This is a genomic window from Lacticaseibacillus chiayiensis (assembly GCF_004123795.1).
GTDB lineage: Bacteria > Bacillota > Bacilli > Lactobacillales > Lactobacillaceae > Lacticaseibacillus > Lacticaseibacillus chiayiensis.
The window spans coordinates 77,969-95,871 of sequence record NZ_MSSM01000008.1; the positions used below are offsets into that span (position 1 = coordinate 77,969).

Consider the following 17,903-nt stretch of genomic DNA (forward strand, 5'->3'; position numbering starts at 1 on the left):
ATGACCTGCAATTGCCGACATTTTCTCGGAATTGCAGGTCATTTTATATAGGTCGGGATGATGTCCGATAAAATAGTTCTGTTCTGAAGATTGGCGTTTTGCATATATTCAAGTTGCCTTTCTGTGTACCCAACATGCACTCAAAGCCAGTAGTGGTTTAAGGCTTAGGAATGGCTAGCGACGACAAATTAGAAGAAGATGACAAAATTAAACAAAGATTGCATTCTCATTGACGAAAACTTTAGCGAGCGTAAAACCATAACTATCTTACTGTATCCCACACTGCTCACGAGGAGGAACGTCTATGAATGCTGTTGTATGGCGGACATTAAAAAGACATCGCACAGCCTTTATCATTTTGGTCATCCTCACGATGATTAGCGCAGGCTTGATCACCGGTAATGCATATCTCGAAGGCAAGTTACTGGACAGTTTGGTGTACAGTCGCGACCCGCGCTTGTTTGTCCTGTTCTTTGGCTTAATGTTGAGCTTTGGCATATTGAGGCTTGTTATTTCCTTTTTTACAAGTCACATTCAGATCCTCACCAAACAGAAAACAGTGCTTGAGTTAAACCGAAACATTATTTTCCGGCTTGTATACAAATTCGTGACAGAGCTTGTCGACCGATGCGTTCTGAAACGCGTTCGCCAGCCCAGAAACCTGCATGTAAGGGCCTCGGGCACAATGGCCTAAGCCCGGGCCACTGTGCCCGAGGCCACTTACACTCCGGTTTCTAACCGGGCTGGCTCACGCTCTGAAAACGCGTTCACTCGCGCAGAAGTCTACGTGTAAGGACCTCAGACGCAATGGCCAAGACCGGGCCATCACGCCCAAGGCCGCTTACACTCCGGTTCCTAACCGCGCCAGTTCGCGCTCTGCCCCTTATTCCAGAATCCGCTTGCACAGTATGGTAGAATAGCTAAAGAAATCCTTAAGTATCTGCGCAAGTGAAAGCGAGTTTTTCTATTATGAAGAAATTGTTTGAACGGATTCGTATGCCGGAGTTTCTGGAAGACATGCGGATGCGGTATGCAGCAATTGCGATGGTGGTTCTTGCGGTCATCGGCATTTTGATTGGCGCCTTGATCCGCCCGTGGCTGGCTTTGTTGATGCTGCTGATTTTGATCAGTCTTGTGGCGACGATTTTTTATGCCCTCGAGACCATTGCCAAGAATACGAATCAGTATATTTCGGATCTTAGTTATCGGATTAAGCGTGGGGAACAAGAAGCGCTGATTAAAATGCCGATCGGAATCATGATTTATGATGAGGATCTGAATATTGAGTGGACGAATCCGTTTCTTCAGAAGTATTTTGGCGATACGGATGTGCTGGGGCAGCCGCTAGAAAAAGTGGATGCCGAGCTGGCGGAGCTGATTCGCAGTCACGAGGACACCAATGAAACCAAAATGGTGACTTGGGGACAACATCAGTTTGAGATCATTGTGCAAAAAAGCATCGGTGTTGTCTATCTGATGGATGTCACGCGGTACGCCGAAATTGAAGAGCGGGCTGAAGATGAAAAAATTGCGATCGGGCAGATTTTCATTGATAACTATGACGAAATTACTCAGACGATGGATGACCAGGTTGTTACGAATTTGAATAGTTTTGTCACCAACCAGTTAACTGATTGGGCGAACCAGTTTGGGATGTTCTTGAAGCGGATCGATGATGATCGATTTTTCTTACTGGCTTATGCCAAGTCGCTGCGGGATGTTGAGCGCGACAAGTTCAAGATTCTGGATGTGATTCGGGAAGAAACGTCTAAGCAGAATTATCCATTGACGCTGTCTGTCGGGATTGCTTATGGCGATGAAGATTTAGCCCAACTTGCGGTGACGTCGCAAAGTAATCTGGATCTGGCGCTGGGTCGTGGCGGTGATCAGGTTGTCGTTCGGGCAAAAGGTCACGAAGCACGCTTTTATGGCGGTAAAACCAATCCCATGGAGAAACGCACGCGGGTTCGAGCGCGGATGGTTGCGCAGGCCTTGCAGGAGCTGTTTAAGCAAACGGATAAAGTCTTTGTCGTTGGTCATAAGCGGCCGGATATGGATGCTGTTGGGGCTGCGATGGGGATTCGCCGGATTGCCCAGATGAATGGCAAAGAGTGTTATATCGTGATTGATCCTGACCATTTACACTCAGATGTGGAACGGTTGATGGGGCAGGTTGGTCAAGATCCGGAAGTGGCCAATGCGATTGTGACACCGGAAGCGGCATTGTCCCAGGCGACGGATCAAAGTTTGCTGATTTTGGTTGACCACAGTAAGCCGTCAATTTCGGCTGCGCCTGAGTTATACAAGCGGTTAGCGGCACGGACTGTGATTATCGACCACCATCGCCGTGGGGAAGAGTTCCCGGATAATCCGATGTTGGTTTACATTGAACCGTATGCAAGCTCGACATGTGAGCTGATTGCCGAAATGTTTGAATATCAGCCGACGAATGTTCCGAGCCTAGATAAGCTTGAGGCGACGGCCATGTTAGCCGGGATTACCGTGGATACGAAGTCGTTCAGTTTGCGGACTGGCACGCGGACGTTTGACGCAGCGAGTTATCTGCGGTCCATGGGTGCGGACGGCATGCTGGCACAGAACCTGCTGAAAGAAAACATCGACAGCTTCATTCAACGCAACCATTTGATTGATACGATTGAAATGATTGCGCCAAATATGGCACTATGTACTGGGGAAGAAGATAAACGCTACGATCCGGTGATTGCTGCCCAAGCGGCTGATACCATGCTGTCATTGAATGGTGTTGATGCCAGTTTTGTCATTACCAAACGGCCAAGCGGGGATGTCGGTATTTCGGCCCGTTCGACCGGGGATGTCAACGTGCAAGTCATCATGGAGGCCATGGGCGGCGGCGGCCATTTAAGCAACGCGGCTACCCAGATCAAAGGCAAAACCATCGCCGAAGTTCGCACCGACTTACTTGCTCAGATTAAAAAAGCAGACGAAGACGCGTGATGCGGTCGTCAGAGCAGAAAGCAGGGATTCAATAATGAAAGTCATCTTTACACAAGACGTTCGTGGTAAGGGTAATCGTGGTCAGGTGAAGGAAGTACCTGACGGCTATGCGGAGAACTTTTTGATTCGCAAAGGTCTGGCTAAAGCGGCCACTCCGCAGGCCATGAGTGCTTTGCGTGGGCAACAACGGCTTGAAGAGAAAAAAGAGGCCGAAAAAAAGGCTGAAGCCGAGGCGCTTAAAGCCAAGATTGAAGACGACAAGACAGTTGTGCAGATTCAAGCCAAAGCCGGTGAAGATTCCCGGTTGTTTGGCTCGATTCCTAGCAAGCAAATTGCCACGGCTTTGGATCGGCAATATCAGATTAAAGTCGATAAGCGCAAAATCGATTTGAAGCAGCCGATTCGCTCGTTAGGCTTTACCAACGTACAGGTTAACCTGTTTCCCGGCATTGATGCGCGGATTCGGGTTCATGTGATTGAACAGAAGTAGCATAGCGACTGCCGATCAGCTTTTAATTAAATAGTGGCAATCAATATGGATCGTGCGTGTTAAGAGAGTGGGTCATAATTCATAGCCGCAATACAGAAGCGAACTACTCGCAACAAGAGTATGTTCGCCTTTTGTTTCTATGGGGTGATTCGGTTGAGTTATTTAAGATATGAGTGCCAAAGCGGAGCAATCGTAGGCCGGATGGGGCTCAGCTGTGAAGTTGGTCTTAAACGGGTGGTTTTCCCGTTTTAGACCAAGGCCGAGCTTTGAAACCGCGGTTTTTGCGGGTTCAAAGTCGTGCCCACAGCGTTCCAGCCCCAGCTGGCCGGAGATTGCGGAGTTTGGCACGGCTTGGAATTTATTGCCTCAGACTTGTAGCGCTTTTTGAATGTTTCAGAAGTCATGTCTGACAATGGCAACGGAAAGCGCATAAGGTCGGGTTTTTCCGGCCTAAAATAAGCAATGTTACGTTAAGCGGGAACGCTTGTTTTGGTCAACGGTTTAACGTAGACTGTTAAGGATAAGTGCTATCACTTTGCAACACTTAATAGCGAACTGATTGCAAAGTGAAATGGACGAACAGAAGGAGGACGCGCATGGATAATCAGTTAATTGAACAGCAACCGCCGCATAGTGATGAAGCGGAACGTGCCGTCCTTGGCGGGATTTTTCTGAATGCCGACACATTGCCGGATGCCCAGGAATACGTGACGGCAGATGACTTCTATAAAAAAGCGCATCGGCTCTTGTTCCAGGCGATGACGGACTTACAAGATAACGGGACTGCCATTGATACGGTTACGGTGACAGACTATCTGGACAATCACAACCAGTTGGACGATATCGGCGGTGCCGGTTATATTACCGATTTGGTGGCATCGACGCCGATTGCCAGTAACGTGGTATATTACGCCAAAATTGTGCAACAAAAGAGCACCTTACGTAAGTTGATTAACACGGCGCAAAATATTGCCAGCCGCAGCTATACCGAGCAAGACGATGTTGAAGGTCTGGTTGAAGATGCTGAACGCCAGATCATGGATGTTTCCGAGAATCGCAACCAAGCCGGATTTAAGCAAATTAAAGATGTTTTGAATCAAGCAATGGCGCAAATTGATCAGCTGTATCAAAATGATCAGACGATTACAGGTTTGCCAACCGGCTTCCGCGACCTTGATAAAATCACGACCGGCTTGCATGAAGATGAAATGATTATTTTAGCCGCACGGCCGGCTGTCGGGAAAACGGCATTCGCGCTGAATATTGCACAAAATGTCGGGACTAAAACCGATAAAAGTGTCGCCATTTTCAGCTTGGAAATGGGCGCGGAGCAGTTGGTGAACCGGATGTTGTGTTCGGAAGGCAGTATCGATGCCAATCATCTGCGGACCGGCCAATTGAATGAGGAAGAATGGCAGAATCTGATTATTGCCATGGGTAGTTTGAGTAAAGCTAAAATTTATATGGATGATACGCCGGGAATCCGGATGGCTGAGATCCGCGCTAAGTGCCGTCGACTGGCCCGCGAACAAGGCGATCTGGGGCTCATCATCATTGATTATCTACAGTTGATTGAAGGCTCTGGCCAGGAAAACCGGCAACAGGAAGTTAGCGCCGTGTCGCGGCAACTCAAGAAGCTGGCAAAAGAATTGCACGTGCCGGTGATTGCTTTGTCGCAGCTGAGTCGTGGCGTGGAACAACGGCAAGACAAGCGCCCGGTTTTGAGTGATATTCGTGAATCCGGCTCAATTGAACAGGATGCCGATATTGTTGCTTTCCTATATCGTGACGATTATTATCGCGATGCAGAAGGCGATGACGATGATGACCAAGGCGGCAGTGACGACGGGGATGATAATGTCGGTGAAGTCGAAGTCATCATTGAAAAGAATCGTTCCGGTCCTCGCGGTACAGTGAAGTTGCTGTTTGTCAAATCGTACAATAAATTCACAAATATCGCTTATAATGGTCCGGATCAGTGAGTTTTGTATAAAAGATGAAGTATCAAATATGATTGAAGCACAGTAACGCGTTCGCCGGCGCAGGGGTCTGCGTGTAAGGACCTTGGTCGCAATGGCCTAAGACCGGGCCATCACGCCCAAGGCCACTTATGCTCCGGCTTCTAACCGCGCCGGCTCACGCTCCATCATAACGCGTTCGCCAGCCCAGAAACCTGCGTGTAAGGACCTTGAGCGCAATGGCAAAAAGCGCCATCACGCTCAAGGCCACTTACACTCCGGTTTCTAAGCGGGCTGGCTCACGCTCAAAATTAAGAAAGTGAGGGATGCCGCATGGATGCCATTTTAATGAGTTTGATGACAGCGCTCAATGAACATCTGTTGATCAATGTTTACCAGCGTGATACCGATGATTTTTATACTGGTTATGTGCAGGTTTTGGGTCATGATGCGGTTGTTCTGGGGACCTATAATGATTCGGGAATCGCTGACGGCTGCGCTTTGATTGCCTTTTCAGCGATTGATCAAGTGGAATTTGCCGGTGATGATCTGGATAATATGAATTTTCGGATCGGGTTGGCGCAGTCGGAGCATTTTTTGACGCTTCAAGGTAAGGAAAAGCCGTTTCAGTTTGATGCGACCGAGAGCTTGATTTGGCAATTGGCGAAGCAGGCTCAGGCTAGTGAGCAGATGATCATGGTGGTGGTGGCTGATGACGATGCCTATCTTGAAGGACGGGTCACGGCCGTTGCCGAAGATCGTTTCAGCATGGCCATTTTCAATAAGTTCAACTACACGGATGTTCGCGCGTTGCAAGTCGATTTCTCGGATATTCTGGTGATGGAATTTCACGGGTTGGATCTTAAGTTGGAAACCGAGTTGGTACGGCACCGTGATCAATTGCAGCATGTGCCGACGAAGCTGTATCAAAACGATGGGCAGCTTGACGGCGTTTTTCAGAATGCGCTGGCGGAGAATCGGTTGATTTCTGTTGTGCCTAAGGGGCCAGAGGATCAGTTCTTTGTTGGCCGGGTTAAAGCAGTCAATGATAGGGTCGTGGTGCTGAGCTTGAAGGACATGGCCGGGCAATTTGGCGGCTATATTCTCATGACGTTGCCAAGTATTCAGAATGTGGCAACTGCTTCGGATTATCTGCAGACGATCAGTTTTTATGAGCAATGGGATCAAACACATCATTTCAGTCAGCAACCTGTTCTGAATGCGGATCGGGAGTTTGATCCGAACGATAACCTGGTGAAGGCGATTATTTCCGAGGCGGCTAGTTTTGAGCGGGTGGTTCGGATTAAGGTGGCGGATAGCGACGAGCATTTTCTTGGCTATCCGGAGCACGTTGACGAAACCGATTTTGATTTGAAGCTGGTGGGTCAAGACAGCGGCGAAACGGTGCGCATTCGTTATGGCCAGATTCGGGAGATTGCGTTTGGTCACATTTTCGCCTATTTGCAGGAAGCGCAGTTGAAAAATGCGGATCGTTGATGGCCGACTACCTGAGATCGCGTATATAAAAAGCATGATGCTCATTTGGTAACGTGAGCATCATGCTTTTTTGCTGCCTATTCACTTGCCATTACTTACTCGTAACCGTAAAGACTTCATCCCCAGCGGCAACCTCCTGATCCGTGAATGCTGTCAGGGAGGCGACGTGGTCCATGTTGGTGATAATGGTCATCACAGTGGTTGCTTTGCCAGCTACCTTGATTGCTGCCAAGTCCATGGTGGCAATCGGTTGGCCGGCTTTGACTGTGTCTTGATCGTGGACATCGATTGAGAAAGGTGCACCGTTGAGTTCAACGGTGTCTAAGCCCATGTGGACGAGAATTTCCAGGCCAGTGGTGGTGGTCATCGTCCAGGCATGCTTGGTAGGCATGACGCTGACAATTGTGCCATCCACTGGGGCAACAATCGTCCCACTGGTAGGTTCAACTGCAAAGCCGTCTCCGACCATTTTCTGGGAGAAAACGTCATCGGCAACTTCGGATAAGTCTTTTAGTTGTCCTGTGGCCGGTGCGACAAAGTTGATGGCGCCGGTTTGAACGGTTTCTGTTTCGGCTCCCGGGTCAGCAGTTGGTTGCGTTGGGCTAGGAACCTCTTCTTGCGACGTACCTTCATCGATGACCGTGCCGTCAGCGGCTGTTGCCACCATGGCACTCTTAGGAACGCCGAAGAAGTAGGTGGCCAAAAATCCGCCAGCGTAAGAAGCGAGCAGACCGAAGACATAAGCCATCCACTGGTGGTTGGCGATCAGCGGGATAAGTGCCGCGCCGGAAGGACCAATCGTGATGGCGCCGACGTGACCAAAAGCGCCAACGACTGCACCGCCAATGCCGCCGCCGACACACGCGGTGATGAACGGGCGACCAAGCGGCAAGCTAACACCGTAAATCAATGGTTCGCCGACACCCAGGATGCCGACGGGTAAAGCACCTTTGATGAGGCGGGTCAATTGCTTGTTCTTGCGGCACTTGATCCACAACGCCAGCGCTGCACCGACTTGGCCACCGCCTGCCATCGCAAGGATTGGCAACAGCGCCGTAAAGCCGGTATTTTTAATCATTTCCAGATGGATCGGCGTGAGAATCTGATGCAGTCCTAACATGACCATCGGCAGGAAGGCTAGTCCCAAGACAAAGCCGGAGAAAGCCCCGCCGACTTGGAGAATCCAGTTGATGGAACCGACCAGTGAGTTTGAAACCCATCCGGCAAGCGGCATGATGAAGAAGATTGTCAGCACGCCGATTGACAGTAGGCTCAACATTGGCGTGAAAATGATGTCAACTGAGTCCGGGATCACCTTGTGCAATTGATTTTCAACGAGAGCAAGCAGCCAAACGGCAAAAATGACGCCGATGATTCCGCCTTGTCCAGCCAATAACGGTTGATGCGTGAAAATATTGGTAATCGTGACCGGTGCAACAACGCCGGGCAGGTAAATCAACCCGCCGATAATGCCGCCGAGACCGGGAGTTGCCCGAAATTCGGTGGCAGCATTGATACCGACGTAGATGTTCAAGAAGGTGAACAGACCGCCGTTGATGACTTTTAACACCGTGATGAATTGAGTCCAGTCTTTTGGCAGGTCTCCGGCAGCTAACATGTTAGCCAAAATGCCGGCAATCCCGGAAATAAGACCAGCGCCGACAAACGCCGGAATCAATGGAATGAAAATGGCGGAAATGTGCTTCAAGGCAGTGCGCCACCAGGTTTGTTTCAGGGATGCTTTGTGGGCAGCATGAACTTCGGCTGCCTTGGCTTCGACAGCGGATTTGTTGTCTTGATGGGCATTTCCGGCAACGGCAACGTCCGGGAAGGGATCACCCAAGCCCACACCGACTTTTGCGACCATTGCCTGCGCCACTTTGTTGACAGTGCCGGGACCCACGATGACTTGCAGTGTTTCTTCTTCAACAACGCCGAGAACGCCGGGCACTTTTTTTAGACCAGCCACGTTAACTTTAGCGTTGTCTTTGATGGTCATCCGCACACGTGTCATGCAGTGGATCAGTTTGGCGACGTTTTGTGGGCCGCCGACTTGTGCGTAGATGCCGTCCCCCATGATTTGATACTTATCTTGCCCCATTTTATACTTCCTCCTCCTGACTTAGTGCAACGGCTTTGCTGATGAAGCCGTTTGCACGATTGAGTAACGTTTGTGCGATGGTACTAGGCTGGTCGGTCAAAATCATGACAATGGCTAATTTAACGTGCCGATTGGCTGCCTCAAAGGCTTTTGCCGCCGTGGCCGTATCGCAACCGGTTGCTTGTTGAATGATGCGTTTGCTGCGAACCACCAATTTTTCGTTGGTTGGCTGAACATCGACCATGAGATTTTTGTAAACTTTGCCAATCCCGACCATGGCACCGGTTGAGAGCATATTTAAAACGAGTTTTTGTGCAGTCCCGGCCTTGAGTCGCGTTGAGCCGGTGAGCACTTCCGGACCGGCGGGGACTTCGATGGCGATTTGCGCATGGCGACTGATTTCCGCACTAGCATTGCAAGCCAGACTGACGGTGGCTGCCCCGACTTTTTGGGCATAGTCGAGTCCACCGATCACGTAAGGCGTCCGACCGCTTGCGGCAATGCCGACCACAACATCGTTCGCCGTCAGTTTTCGGTCTTCCAAATCAGTTCTGCCAAGTTCTTGCGAGTCTTCGGCCCCTTCGACGGCAACAGTCATGGCCTTCATCCCGCCAGCAATCAATCCCTGCACCATTTCCGGCGGGGTACCGAACGTTGGTACACATTCAGCCGCGTCCAAAACGCCAAGCCGTCCGCTGGTGCCGGCGCCGATGTAAAAAAGGCGGCCATTTTGTTTGAAGGCAGCAGTGATGGCTTGAATGGCGGCTTCAATAGCTGGTAAAGCTTGATGAACGCTCGGTGCAACGGTTTGGTCTTCGGCATTCATCACGGTTGCAAATTCATGGACGGTCATCGTGTCCAGTTGCATGGTGCGTGGGTTACGGGTTTCGGTTGTCATTTGATCTAAGTTGATTGATAAAGTCATGATCTTCCTCTTTCATTCTCGTGTTGTAAGGTCATTATTTTTTAAAGCGAATTGCCTGATTCGGGCCAATGTGGTCAAGTAACGACAGCGCGGCTGGTACGATGCGGCCGATGACATTGACTTTCGGATCGGCCGGCAAGTCGCAACGAGTAATCTGTAATTCGCCAGCGTATCTGCCGTAGTCCGTGTTATCAAGGGTGATGCTGCCACGCACGCGGTCAACGGTGTTTTGTGGTTTCGGAGCGGTAAAGACATGCTCGAGGCGGGCTTCTGCCAGGCGCACGACTTGTTGGGCGACATCTGGGCGATTATGCCAGGTTAGATGATATAAACGGTCATCGGCGGCTTCGGCTTGGATCAAAAGCACCCCATCGCTTGTATAGGCCTGAAAAGCGGCGATGCTGCGCGGGCTGAGTTGCGGATCGCCAACGAAAACATGGTCGGTTGCCAGCCGCCTGAGATCCAGATAAGCGGCAATCGGTAGTAAGCCGCGATGAGGTTCGAGTGTCGGTAGACCGGCAAATAACGGTCCGCGTTGCTGGGCATCGCCGGGAATAAAGGCCATGGTTTTAAACCCGAGCGTATGCAGCCAGTGGTTCTTTTCCTGGAACCAACATGGATCCAAGCCGGTTTCCGGTCGTGGATAAAAATTATGCCACGCTTCGATGTTTCTGAGGTTGGCTTTGGCATTAGCTAACTGATCGACCGTCTTTGCCGAAAGCGTGCTGGCGTTTAAGGCAACAGCCATGGTGTGCGACAAGGAGGCAACGGTGGTCATCGCAATGCCGTCATCAATGCGCACGCCGTCTAATTGCAAGGCTTCAATGCCCCGACAGTCATCCGCTGCAATCCCCAGTCGCGTCAAGCATGCCTGGGAAATATCTGCCACAACCGCCAAACCTAACTGGTGGCAGCTCGTTATCAGGTGGTTTAAACGTTGGTGTAATGTTTTTGGATCATCTTCTGGTAACTGCAAAGATGTGAAAACTCCAGTGAATCCTGCTTGCTGCATCTGTTTGAGATAAGCTGTTTGCTGTTCATCAGCCGGTTCGCTTAGATAGCATGAAAACCCGATCATCCTTGTTCCTCCATAAGTTGCGTCATCAACCTGTGCTGGTGATGAAGTGACGAGCAACGGTGAAAGGTGAAAGCCCTTTCGAAATTAAAGATAACTGATCCTTTCCGATATTTCAACATATTTCTGGTTTTTTTGAAATAAAGTTTCAATAATAGTTAAAAAATAACACACCGAAGACCGATGTGTGGGTGGTGACTGTCGTTTGTTATTTGAATCCGTGGCGCATAAATTCTTTATAGGTCGTGACAAGTGCCTTTGAATCGTCGGTTTGTTTTTTGGAACTGTCGTAATAACGGCTCACGTAGGCGTAGTATAAAATATCAATTAACATAAACTGTGCATGTAGCGACTGGGTGGCGGCAAGGCGATTCGGTGCCTCCATCGGTTGTGATGTTTGAATCACGATGTCGGCATAATGGGCAAGCGAATTGTTACCGAGCTTGGTCGTGGCAATCACTGGCAAGCCAGCTTTTTTAGCCAATTTAGCGCCTAAAACCGCTTCTGGCGACTCGCCGGAATTGGAAATGAACCAAGTAAGGGAACGCTTGGGATCGGCAGTTGCCGCAACTGGAAGAAAAAGGTTCAGGTCATCGCTGAAGTGACAGGCATAGCCGAGGCGACCCCATTTTTGTGCGATGTTTTGGGCAGAAAGGTATGAGGCGCCGACGCCGAATACCAGCATTTGGCGACTGTGATGAATCAGGTCGGTGATCGTCTGTACCGTCGCTTCATTGATTTGATCGACCGTCTCTTTTAACGACTGCTCGGCATTGGTGCATAGTTTGGTTTTAATGGTGGTCAGACTTTCATCTTTTTGAATTTCCTGATAATCAAGGTCATTAGCCTCGCCGTTTAAATCTGCGGCCAGTTGCATTTTTAGCTCGTTATAGCCGGCAAATTGCAGTCGCTGGGCAGCGCGGCTGACAGTAGCGGGGCTGGTGCCTGCCGCCTTGGCTAATTCATAAACGCTCATGGTTAGTACGTCTTGTGCGTGGGTTAACACGTAATCGACAATTTTCTTTTCGGCTTCGGAAAGTTCGCCGCGCGTACTTTGATAATTACCTTCAACACTCATCATTATCACTCCTTATAAGCACGGTGAGTCCTCGTCTAGATGCAAAAATGCGATACTCGCTGATCGTTATGCTTGCTAAATAGCTGGATACCATCTTCCAGTCCGTGCGAGGCAAAAAAACGTACAAGTTCGTACAGATGTCGTTGCCCTCAAGCCATCATGCCATGAATTCTCACGAATGCCAATATGTTAACGGGAAATACCAACCGGAAAATGCCGAGCCAGTGTAGCAGCTTCTATTTTCGGCTTCAGCTATATAAAAGTCGACATTTAATATAATTGTTCGTATTTTTGAAGATAAAACAGGAGATAAAAGATTAAAGTTCGTATTTTACTTGTCTTCCCATGCCGATCCTGTTAGACTACCAGATGGCGGGCGAATCCCGCAATAATCCGTGAGGGGCGATCAATTAATGGGAACTGTAGTTATTGTCGGCACACAGTGGGGCGATGAAGGTAAAGGGAAGATTACCGATTTCCTGAGCCAAGGCGCCAAGGTGGTCAGCCGTTATCAAGGTGGCGACAATGCCGGCCACACGATTCATGCTAACGGTCAGGTTTACAAACTGCGCTTGATTCCATCAGGCGTTCTTTATCCGCACCAACTGTCTGTCATCGGTAACGGCGTTGTCGTGAATCCCAGGAGTCTGGTCGGTGAACTGGCGCGGCTTGCTGAACAAGGCATAACCGGTGAAAACTTACGGATTTCGGATCGCGCCCATGTTATTTTGCCTTATCATATCAAACTCGATAAGTTACAGGAAGCTGCCAAAGGTGCCGATAAGATTGGCACAACGAATCGCGGCATCGGTCCGGCCTATATGGACAAAGCGGCACGTGTCGGAATTCGCATGGCAGACTTGCTGGACAAGGATATTTTTGAAGAACGCTTAAAAGCCAACCTGAAGGCCAAAAATGAGGAATTTGTCAAAGTCTATAACAGCACGCCAATGGCTTTTGATGATATTTTTGAGGAATATTACAACTACGGCCAGCAGCTGAAACAATATGTTTGCGACACGTCAATCGTTTTGAACGATGCGATTGACCAAGGTGAACATGTTCTTTTTGAAGGTGCTCAGGGGATCATGCTGGATATTGATCAAGGGACATACCCATTCGTGACGTCATCGAACCCTGCTGGCGGCGTGACCGTTGGCGCTGGCGTCGGGGCTTCCAAGATTGATCGGGTCGTCGGCGTTGCCAAGGCTTACACATCGCGGGTTGGTGACGGGCCGTTCCCGACTGAATTGCTTGATGACACGGGCGACTTTATTCGCAATGCGGGGCATGAGTTCGGTACCGTTACCGGACGGCCGCGGCGGATCGGTTGGTTTGACGCGGTTGTGGTTCGCCATTCGCGCCGGGTTGCGGGCATTACTGATTTGTGCCTGAACTCGATTGACGTTTTGACGGGCTTGGATACCGTCAAAATCTGTGTTGCTTACGAACGTGATGGAGAACGGATCGAAAATTATCCGGCTTCGTTGAAATTCTTGAGTGAATGCAAGCCGGTTTATGAAGAATTGCCTGGTTGGAAGGAAGACATTACCCACGCCAAAACGTTGGCTGATCTGCCGGAAAATGCGCGGCATTATGTTGAGCGGATTACTGAATTGCTTGGGGTTGATTTGTTGACCTTCTCTGTTGGGCCGGATCGCGATCAGACGAACGTGATTGCGAATGTTTGGGATAAGGTTAAGTAGGCGAAGTATTTTTTGGAACATGTTTAGGGTTTGGCTTCGGGGTCGTGTCAAACTCCGCAATCTCCGGCGGGGCCTGGGCTGGAACGTGGTGGGCACGACTTTGAGCCTCAGCAAAAAGCGCTGAGTCTCAAAGCTCGGCCTTGTACTACGCCGGGAAGACCGCCCGGCTAGTACAACTTCACCACTGAGCCCGTCCCCGCCTCCGATTGCTCCGCTTTGGCACTACGGTCTTGGAATGTTTACAAATTATCCACGAGAAAACAAAGGACAGATGAACCTCCATCTATTTCTGTGATGGAGGTTCATCTGCCCTTTTTGAGTCCCTGAGCAAACTCTCCAATCACTCGAAAACTTTGATTGACATCGGTTACAGAAGCCTTTATATTCAAAGTAACGTATGAACGAATGCTCATATGTACATAAAATATAAAGGTGGTTATGATTCGATATGACGAAAGCGATTGGTTTGTATTTGTTTGGTGTTATTGCTTTTATCGGCGGTTTGTGGATAAGTCAGCCATTGCCGCGGGCGACGTTGCTTATTTTAGCAGCTGTGGTTGCCGGTTATCACGTCATTTTGGAAGGCGTGGTTGAGACGGTTAAGGCTTCCAAAAAGGAGCACCGGTTTTCGCCGAATATCCATATTCTCATGGCTTTGGCGGCGATCGGGGCGATTGCGATCGGCAGTTTTGAGGAAGCGGCGATGTTGATTCTGATTTTTGCCGGCGCCCATTTTCTTGAGGAATATGTGGAGAATAAAAGCCGCAAAGAGATCACTGCGCTTTTGGCAATGGCACCACTTGAGGCCCGACGCTATGGACATGATGGCGAGTTTGAGGTTGTGCCAGTTGCCGAACTGGAAATTGGCGATCGCCTGCAGATTCTGAACGGGGCACAGGTGCCGACAGATGGTGTGATTGTTGCCGGGACGGCGAGTCTGGATGAATCGGCAATCAGCGGTGAGAGCATTCCGCGGGAAAAACAAGTCGGCGATGAGGTGTTTGGTGGGACGATTAACGGCCAATCAACGTTTGACATGCGTGTGACGAAGAAAAGCGATGAGACGGTGTTTGCCAAAATTATCCAGATGGTCCAGGCGGCGCAACAATCGCCGACCAAAATGGCGAGTGTCATTCAGCGGTTCGAACCGATTTACGTCAAAGCTGTCCTGGTGGCATTGCCGATTGTTTTCTTAGCAGGGCCGTTATTGCTGCACTGGTCGTGGATGACTAGTGTTTATCGAACAATCGTCTTCTTGGTAGCCGTCTCGCCATGTGCCTTGGCAGCCAGCGCCGTCCCGGCAACACTGTCCGGGATCTCGAATTTGGCGCGTCATGGGGTACTTTTCAAAGGTGGCAGTTATCTGGCGAATTTGACCCAGCTTAAGGCGATTGCGTTTGATAAAACCGGGACGTTGACAGAAGGCCGGCCGGTGGTGACCAACAGTGAGTTTGCGCCGCATGTGGATCAGGCAGCGCTAAAGGCGATTATCACCGCGATGGAGAAGCAAAGCAACCACCCGCTGGCGACGGCGATTGTGGCGCATTTTCCGGCAAGTGATTTGGTGATCGAATCCGTGCGCAATGAAGTCGGCAAAGGGCTGACGGCTGAGTATCAAGGACACACTTATACGATCGGCAAGCCGCAACGTTTTGCACATGTCAATCCGATTTATCGACAACGCGCTAAGGTGCTAGGACAGCAAGGGAAAACTGTAGTCTTGGTGGCCATTGATCAGGAAGTCGTTGGCTTGATTGCCTTAATGGACCAAGCTAAAAGCAGCGCAAAAGCCGCGATTGCCTACTTGAAGCGTCATGATATTCAGCCGGTAATGATTACCGGAGATGGCAAGCAAACCGGTGAAGCTGTGGCGGCTGATTTGGGCATCGAACAAGTTGTGACCGATGTGATGCCGGAGCAAAAAGTCTCCATCGTCAAACAGCTGCAGGCAAAAATGCGACCGGTCGCGATGGTTGGCGACGGCGTGAATGATGCCCCGGCGTTGGCCAATGCCGAAGTGGGGATTGCCATGGGCTCCGGTACCGATGTCGCCATTGACGTGGCCGATATGGTGCTGGTTAAAAACGATTTGTCCCGCTTGGCTTTTGCCCACCGCTTATCCGCCAAGATGAACCGGATTGTAATTGAAAATCTGCTATTCTCAATGGCAGTCGTGGTGATGTTGGTCATTTTGAACGTGTTGCAACTCACCAACATTGCCTGGGGCGTTGTTTTCCATGAAGGCAGCACCTTGGTTGTGATCTTAAACGGGTTGCGCTTACTGCTTCCCCAGAAGTCTTAAGGATAAAAAGCGCCGCGACTACAAAAGTCTGCTAAAATGGCTTTAAGTATCATAAGGAGCCAGTGCAGATGACAACCAATGATGTTCATACAACTGCTGCCAGTGACAGCGACATTCCCGATGATGAAGGGCTTCGTGATGTTCTCGAAGTTTTTAAAACCATGAGCGACCCTACCCGCATGCGGATTATTTTAGCCATTGCCAAGGGACCGATCACCGTCAACGAGCTTGCGGCCATGTTAGACCTCGGCCAATCCACCGTGTCGCATCAGTTGCGAATTTTAAAACAGACGCGCCTCGTTGTGGGCGATCGCTCGGGTAAGCAGATTTATTATCACTTAGTTGACGACCATGTTTTGGAGATTTATGAGCTGACTAAGGCGCATATTGAAGAGAAGCAGCACGGGCAATAGGTTGGTGCGTTGAAAAATAGAGGTATAGGATTGTTGAAAAGGAATGACCAAGCAGACTCGATTGTGACGAGAATGTTTGGTCATTTTTGATGTTCATGAATAGACAGAAAATTAAAAAATTCTTTACACATTATTTGTTTAATGATAATATCATTAAATTGATGTGATCGTTTGCTATTATTCAAAAAATTCAAACTCTTGGTAAAAACATAGATGAGAACTTTCTGCTTATAGAGACAAAGAAAAGCTTAACAGGAGTGTGGGATGAGTCATCAGACATTTGGCAACATACATAAGTACTACCTGTACACTTTGTTTACACAGTTGAGATTTACGAGAATTGTCAACGTTATCTTTCTGGTTCATTTTTTAATTATGATTGGCCGGAAATCCCGTGACTTTAGCCATGGGATGGATAGGCCCTCTCTCAACGCCTTTTTGGGCGTTTTTTTAGTTCGTTGTACTTTTGGTTGTTGATGTAATTCTCAACGACGTCCTTGCTCATGTCCCCAAGTGTACTCATGTAGTAACTGGGTGACCATAAATGCCCACCCCAATGTTGCGAATGACGCAGTTCCGGATGCCGTTTGAGAAAGATAAAGGCACTTCTACCCTTGAGCGCCTTGATGGCACTGGTTGGCGCTTTGCTAGGCGGAAAACTGATCAATACCTGGACATGATCGGGCATGACTTCCATTTTTTCGATCGCAATCTCATTATCATCGGCGACCTTTTGCAAAATGCTTTTCATTTCGTTTGTCAGTTCCTTAGTTACAAAAGTTTGATTGCGATATTTCGTGACCCAGATCAAATGGTAATGAAAATTATAGATATAACGTCTGGTATAAACAGCGTCTTGGATTTTTTCTTGAGTCATAAAATCACCTCAATTGTTGTCATCATTGGCTAATGCTATAATACCATTATAGCAAGAAAAGAGGTGAGATTAAATGAAGTCAATGGCACAATTAGAATATCATTATGGCTTGAAGGTTCGCATCTACCCAAGTGACCATCAAAAGCAATTGATTAAGCTTAACAGCGATGCCAGTCGCTTCGTCTATAACGAGATGGTGGCGATTGGTAAAGAACTCTGGCAATTGAAACAAGTCAAACTACCAATTGATACGGTTCAAGATCGAATCAAGCAGCTTGAACAACGGCAAAATGCCAAGCAGATGTCCAATCATTTCCAATTCTTAGAAGACAAGCGCATTGACAGTCTTGCTAAGGCTAACGCTATCCGGAACTATCGCAAAGCATGGAAAGCCTTTCGGAAGGTTCATAGTGCTGGTGTTCCAAAATTCCACCGTAAAAGCTATGCGTGGGGCTATCAAACTAATTGCCAATATATTAAGCAGAAAACGGCACAGACTAACCAA

Annotated in this window: 14 protein-coding genes; 9 read left to right on the forward strand and 5 right to left on the reverse strand. The window is 49.1% G+C overall.

Annotated elements, in window-relative coordinates; genetic code table 11:
* Window positions 1-304: 304 nt before the first annotated feature.
* The 5 genes from BVJ53_RS04615 to BVJ53_RS04655 all read left to right on the forward strand — a co-directional run bounded on the left by BVJ53_RS04615 (window position 305) and on the right by BVJ53_RS04655 (window position 6,921).
* Complete coding sequence (locus tag BVJ53_RS04615) at window positions 305-694, forward strand: hypothetical protein (RefSeq protein WP_238150139.1); 390 nt, start codon at window positions 305-307, stop codon at window positions 692-694.
* Window positions 695-969: 275 nt separating this feature from the next.
* Window positions 970-2,976, forward strand: coding sequence for a DHH family phosphoesterase (locus BVJ53_RS04625; protein WP_129301367.1), 2,007 nt, complete (start codon window positions 970-972; stop codon window positions 2,974-2,976).
* A gap of 34 nt (window positions 2,977-3,010) precedes the next feature.
* Window positions 3,011-3,466 carry a 50S ribosomal protein L9 gene (gene rplI, locus BVJ53_RS04630; RefSeq protein ID WP_129301368.1) on the forward strand — a complete coding sequence of 152 codons (456 nt, stop codon included), beginning with the start codon at window positions 3,011-3,013 and terminating at the stop codon, window positions 3,464-3,466.
* A 596-nt stretch (window positions 3,467-4,062) separates the two neighbouring features.
* Window positions 4,063-5,448 carry a replicative DNA helicase gene (dnaB, locus tag BVJ53_RS04640; protein ID WP_010490034.1) on the forward strand — a complete coding sequence of 462 codons (1,386 nt, stop codon included), beginning with the start codon at window positions 4,063-4,065 and terminating at the stop codon, window positions 5,446-5,448.
* 309 nt (window positions 5,449-5,757) lie between these two features.
* On the forward strand, window positions 5,758-6,921 hold the full coding sequence (locus BVJ53_RS04655; RefSeq protein ID WP_129301369.1) for a hypothetical protein: 1,164 nt from the start codon (window positions 5,758-5,760) through the stop codon (window positions 6,919-6,921).
* Window positions 6,922-7,012: 91 nt separating this feature from the next.
* Here the strand turns inward: BVJ53_RS04655 and BVJ53_RS04660 are convergent, their stop codons facing one another.
* The 4 genes from BVJ53_RS04660 to BVJ53_RS04675 form a co-directional block, all read right to left on the reverse strand.
* Entirely contained in the window at window positions 7,013-9,022 is a 2,010-nt protein-coding gene (locus BVJ53_RS04660) for a glucose PTS transporter subunit IIA (RefSeq protein WP_129301370.1), read from the reverse strand.
* A 1-nt stretch (window position 9,023) separates the two neighbouring features.
* Entirely contained in the window at window positions 9,024-9,947 is a 924-nt protein-coding gene (gene murQ / locus BVJ53_RS04665) for an N-acetylmuramic acid 6-phosphate etherase (protein ID WP_129301371.1), read from the reverse strand.
* 34 nt (window positions 9,948-9,981) lie between these two features.
* A complete protein-coding gene (locus BVJ53_RS04670) occupies window positions 9,982-11,025 on the reverse strand; it encodes a DUF871 domain-containing protein (RefSeq protein WP_129301372.1) in 1,044 nt (347 codons plus the stop codon).
* A 205-nt stretch (window positions 11,026-11,230) separates the two neighbouring features.
* Window positions 11,231-12,100 carry a MurR/RpiR family transcriptional regulator gene (locus tag BVJ53_RS04675; protein ID WP_129301383.1) on the reverse strand — a complete coding sequence of 290 codons (870 nt, stop codon included), beginning with the start codon at window positions 12,098-12,100 and terminating at the stop codon, window positions 11,231-11,233.
* A gap of 413 nt (window positions 12,101-12,513) precedes the next feature.
* Here BVJ53_RS04675 and BVJ53_RS04680 point away from each other — a divergent pair, with 413 nt between their 5' ends.
* The 3 genes from BVJ53_RS04680 to BVJ53_RS04690 all read left to right on the forward strand — a co-directional run bounded on the left by BVJ53_RS04680 (window position 12,514) and on the right by BVJ53_RS04690 (window position 16,521).
* Entirely contained in the window at window positions 12,514-13,806 is a 1,293-nt protein-coding gene (locus BVJ53_RS04680) for an adenylosuccinate synthase (protein ID WP_129301373.1), read from the forward strand.
* Window positions 13,807-14,254: 448 nt separating this feature from the next.
* A complete protein-coding gene (locus BVJ53_RS04685; RefSeq protein WP_129301374.1) occupies window positions 14,255-16,108 on the forward strand; it encodes a heavy metal translocating P-type ATPase in 1,854 nt (617 codons plus the stop codon).
* Window positions 16,109-16,176: 68 nt separating this feature from the next.
* Window positions 16,177-16,521, forward strand: a complete 345-nt coding sequence (locus BVJ53_RS04690) for an ArsR/SmtB family transcription factor (RefSeq protein WP_129301375.1) — start codon at window positions 16,177-16,179, stop codon at window positions 16,519-16,521.
* A 427-nt stretch (window positions 16,522-16,948) separates the two neighbouring features.
* Here the strand turns inward: BVJ53_RS04690 and tnpA are convergent, their stop codons facing one another.
* A complete protein-coding gene (tnpA, locus tag BVJ53_RS04700; RefSeq protein WP_129301377.1) occupies window positions 16,949-17,398 on the reverse strand; it encodes an IS200/IS605 family transposase in 450 nt (149 codons plus the stop codon).
* 73 nt (window positions 17,399-17,471) lie between these two features.
* On the opposite strand from tnpA, the gene BVJ53_RS04705 reads away from it, so the two are divergent.
* The coding region (locus BVJ53_RS04705; protein WP_158280563.1) for a helix-turn-helix domain-containing protein at window positions 17,472-17,903 on the forward strand (432 nt) is incomplete at its 3' end.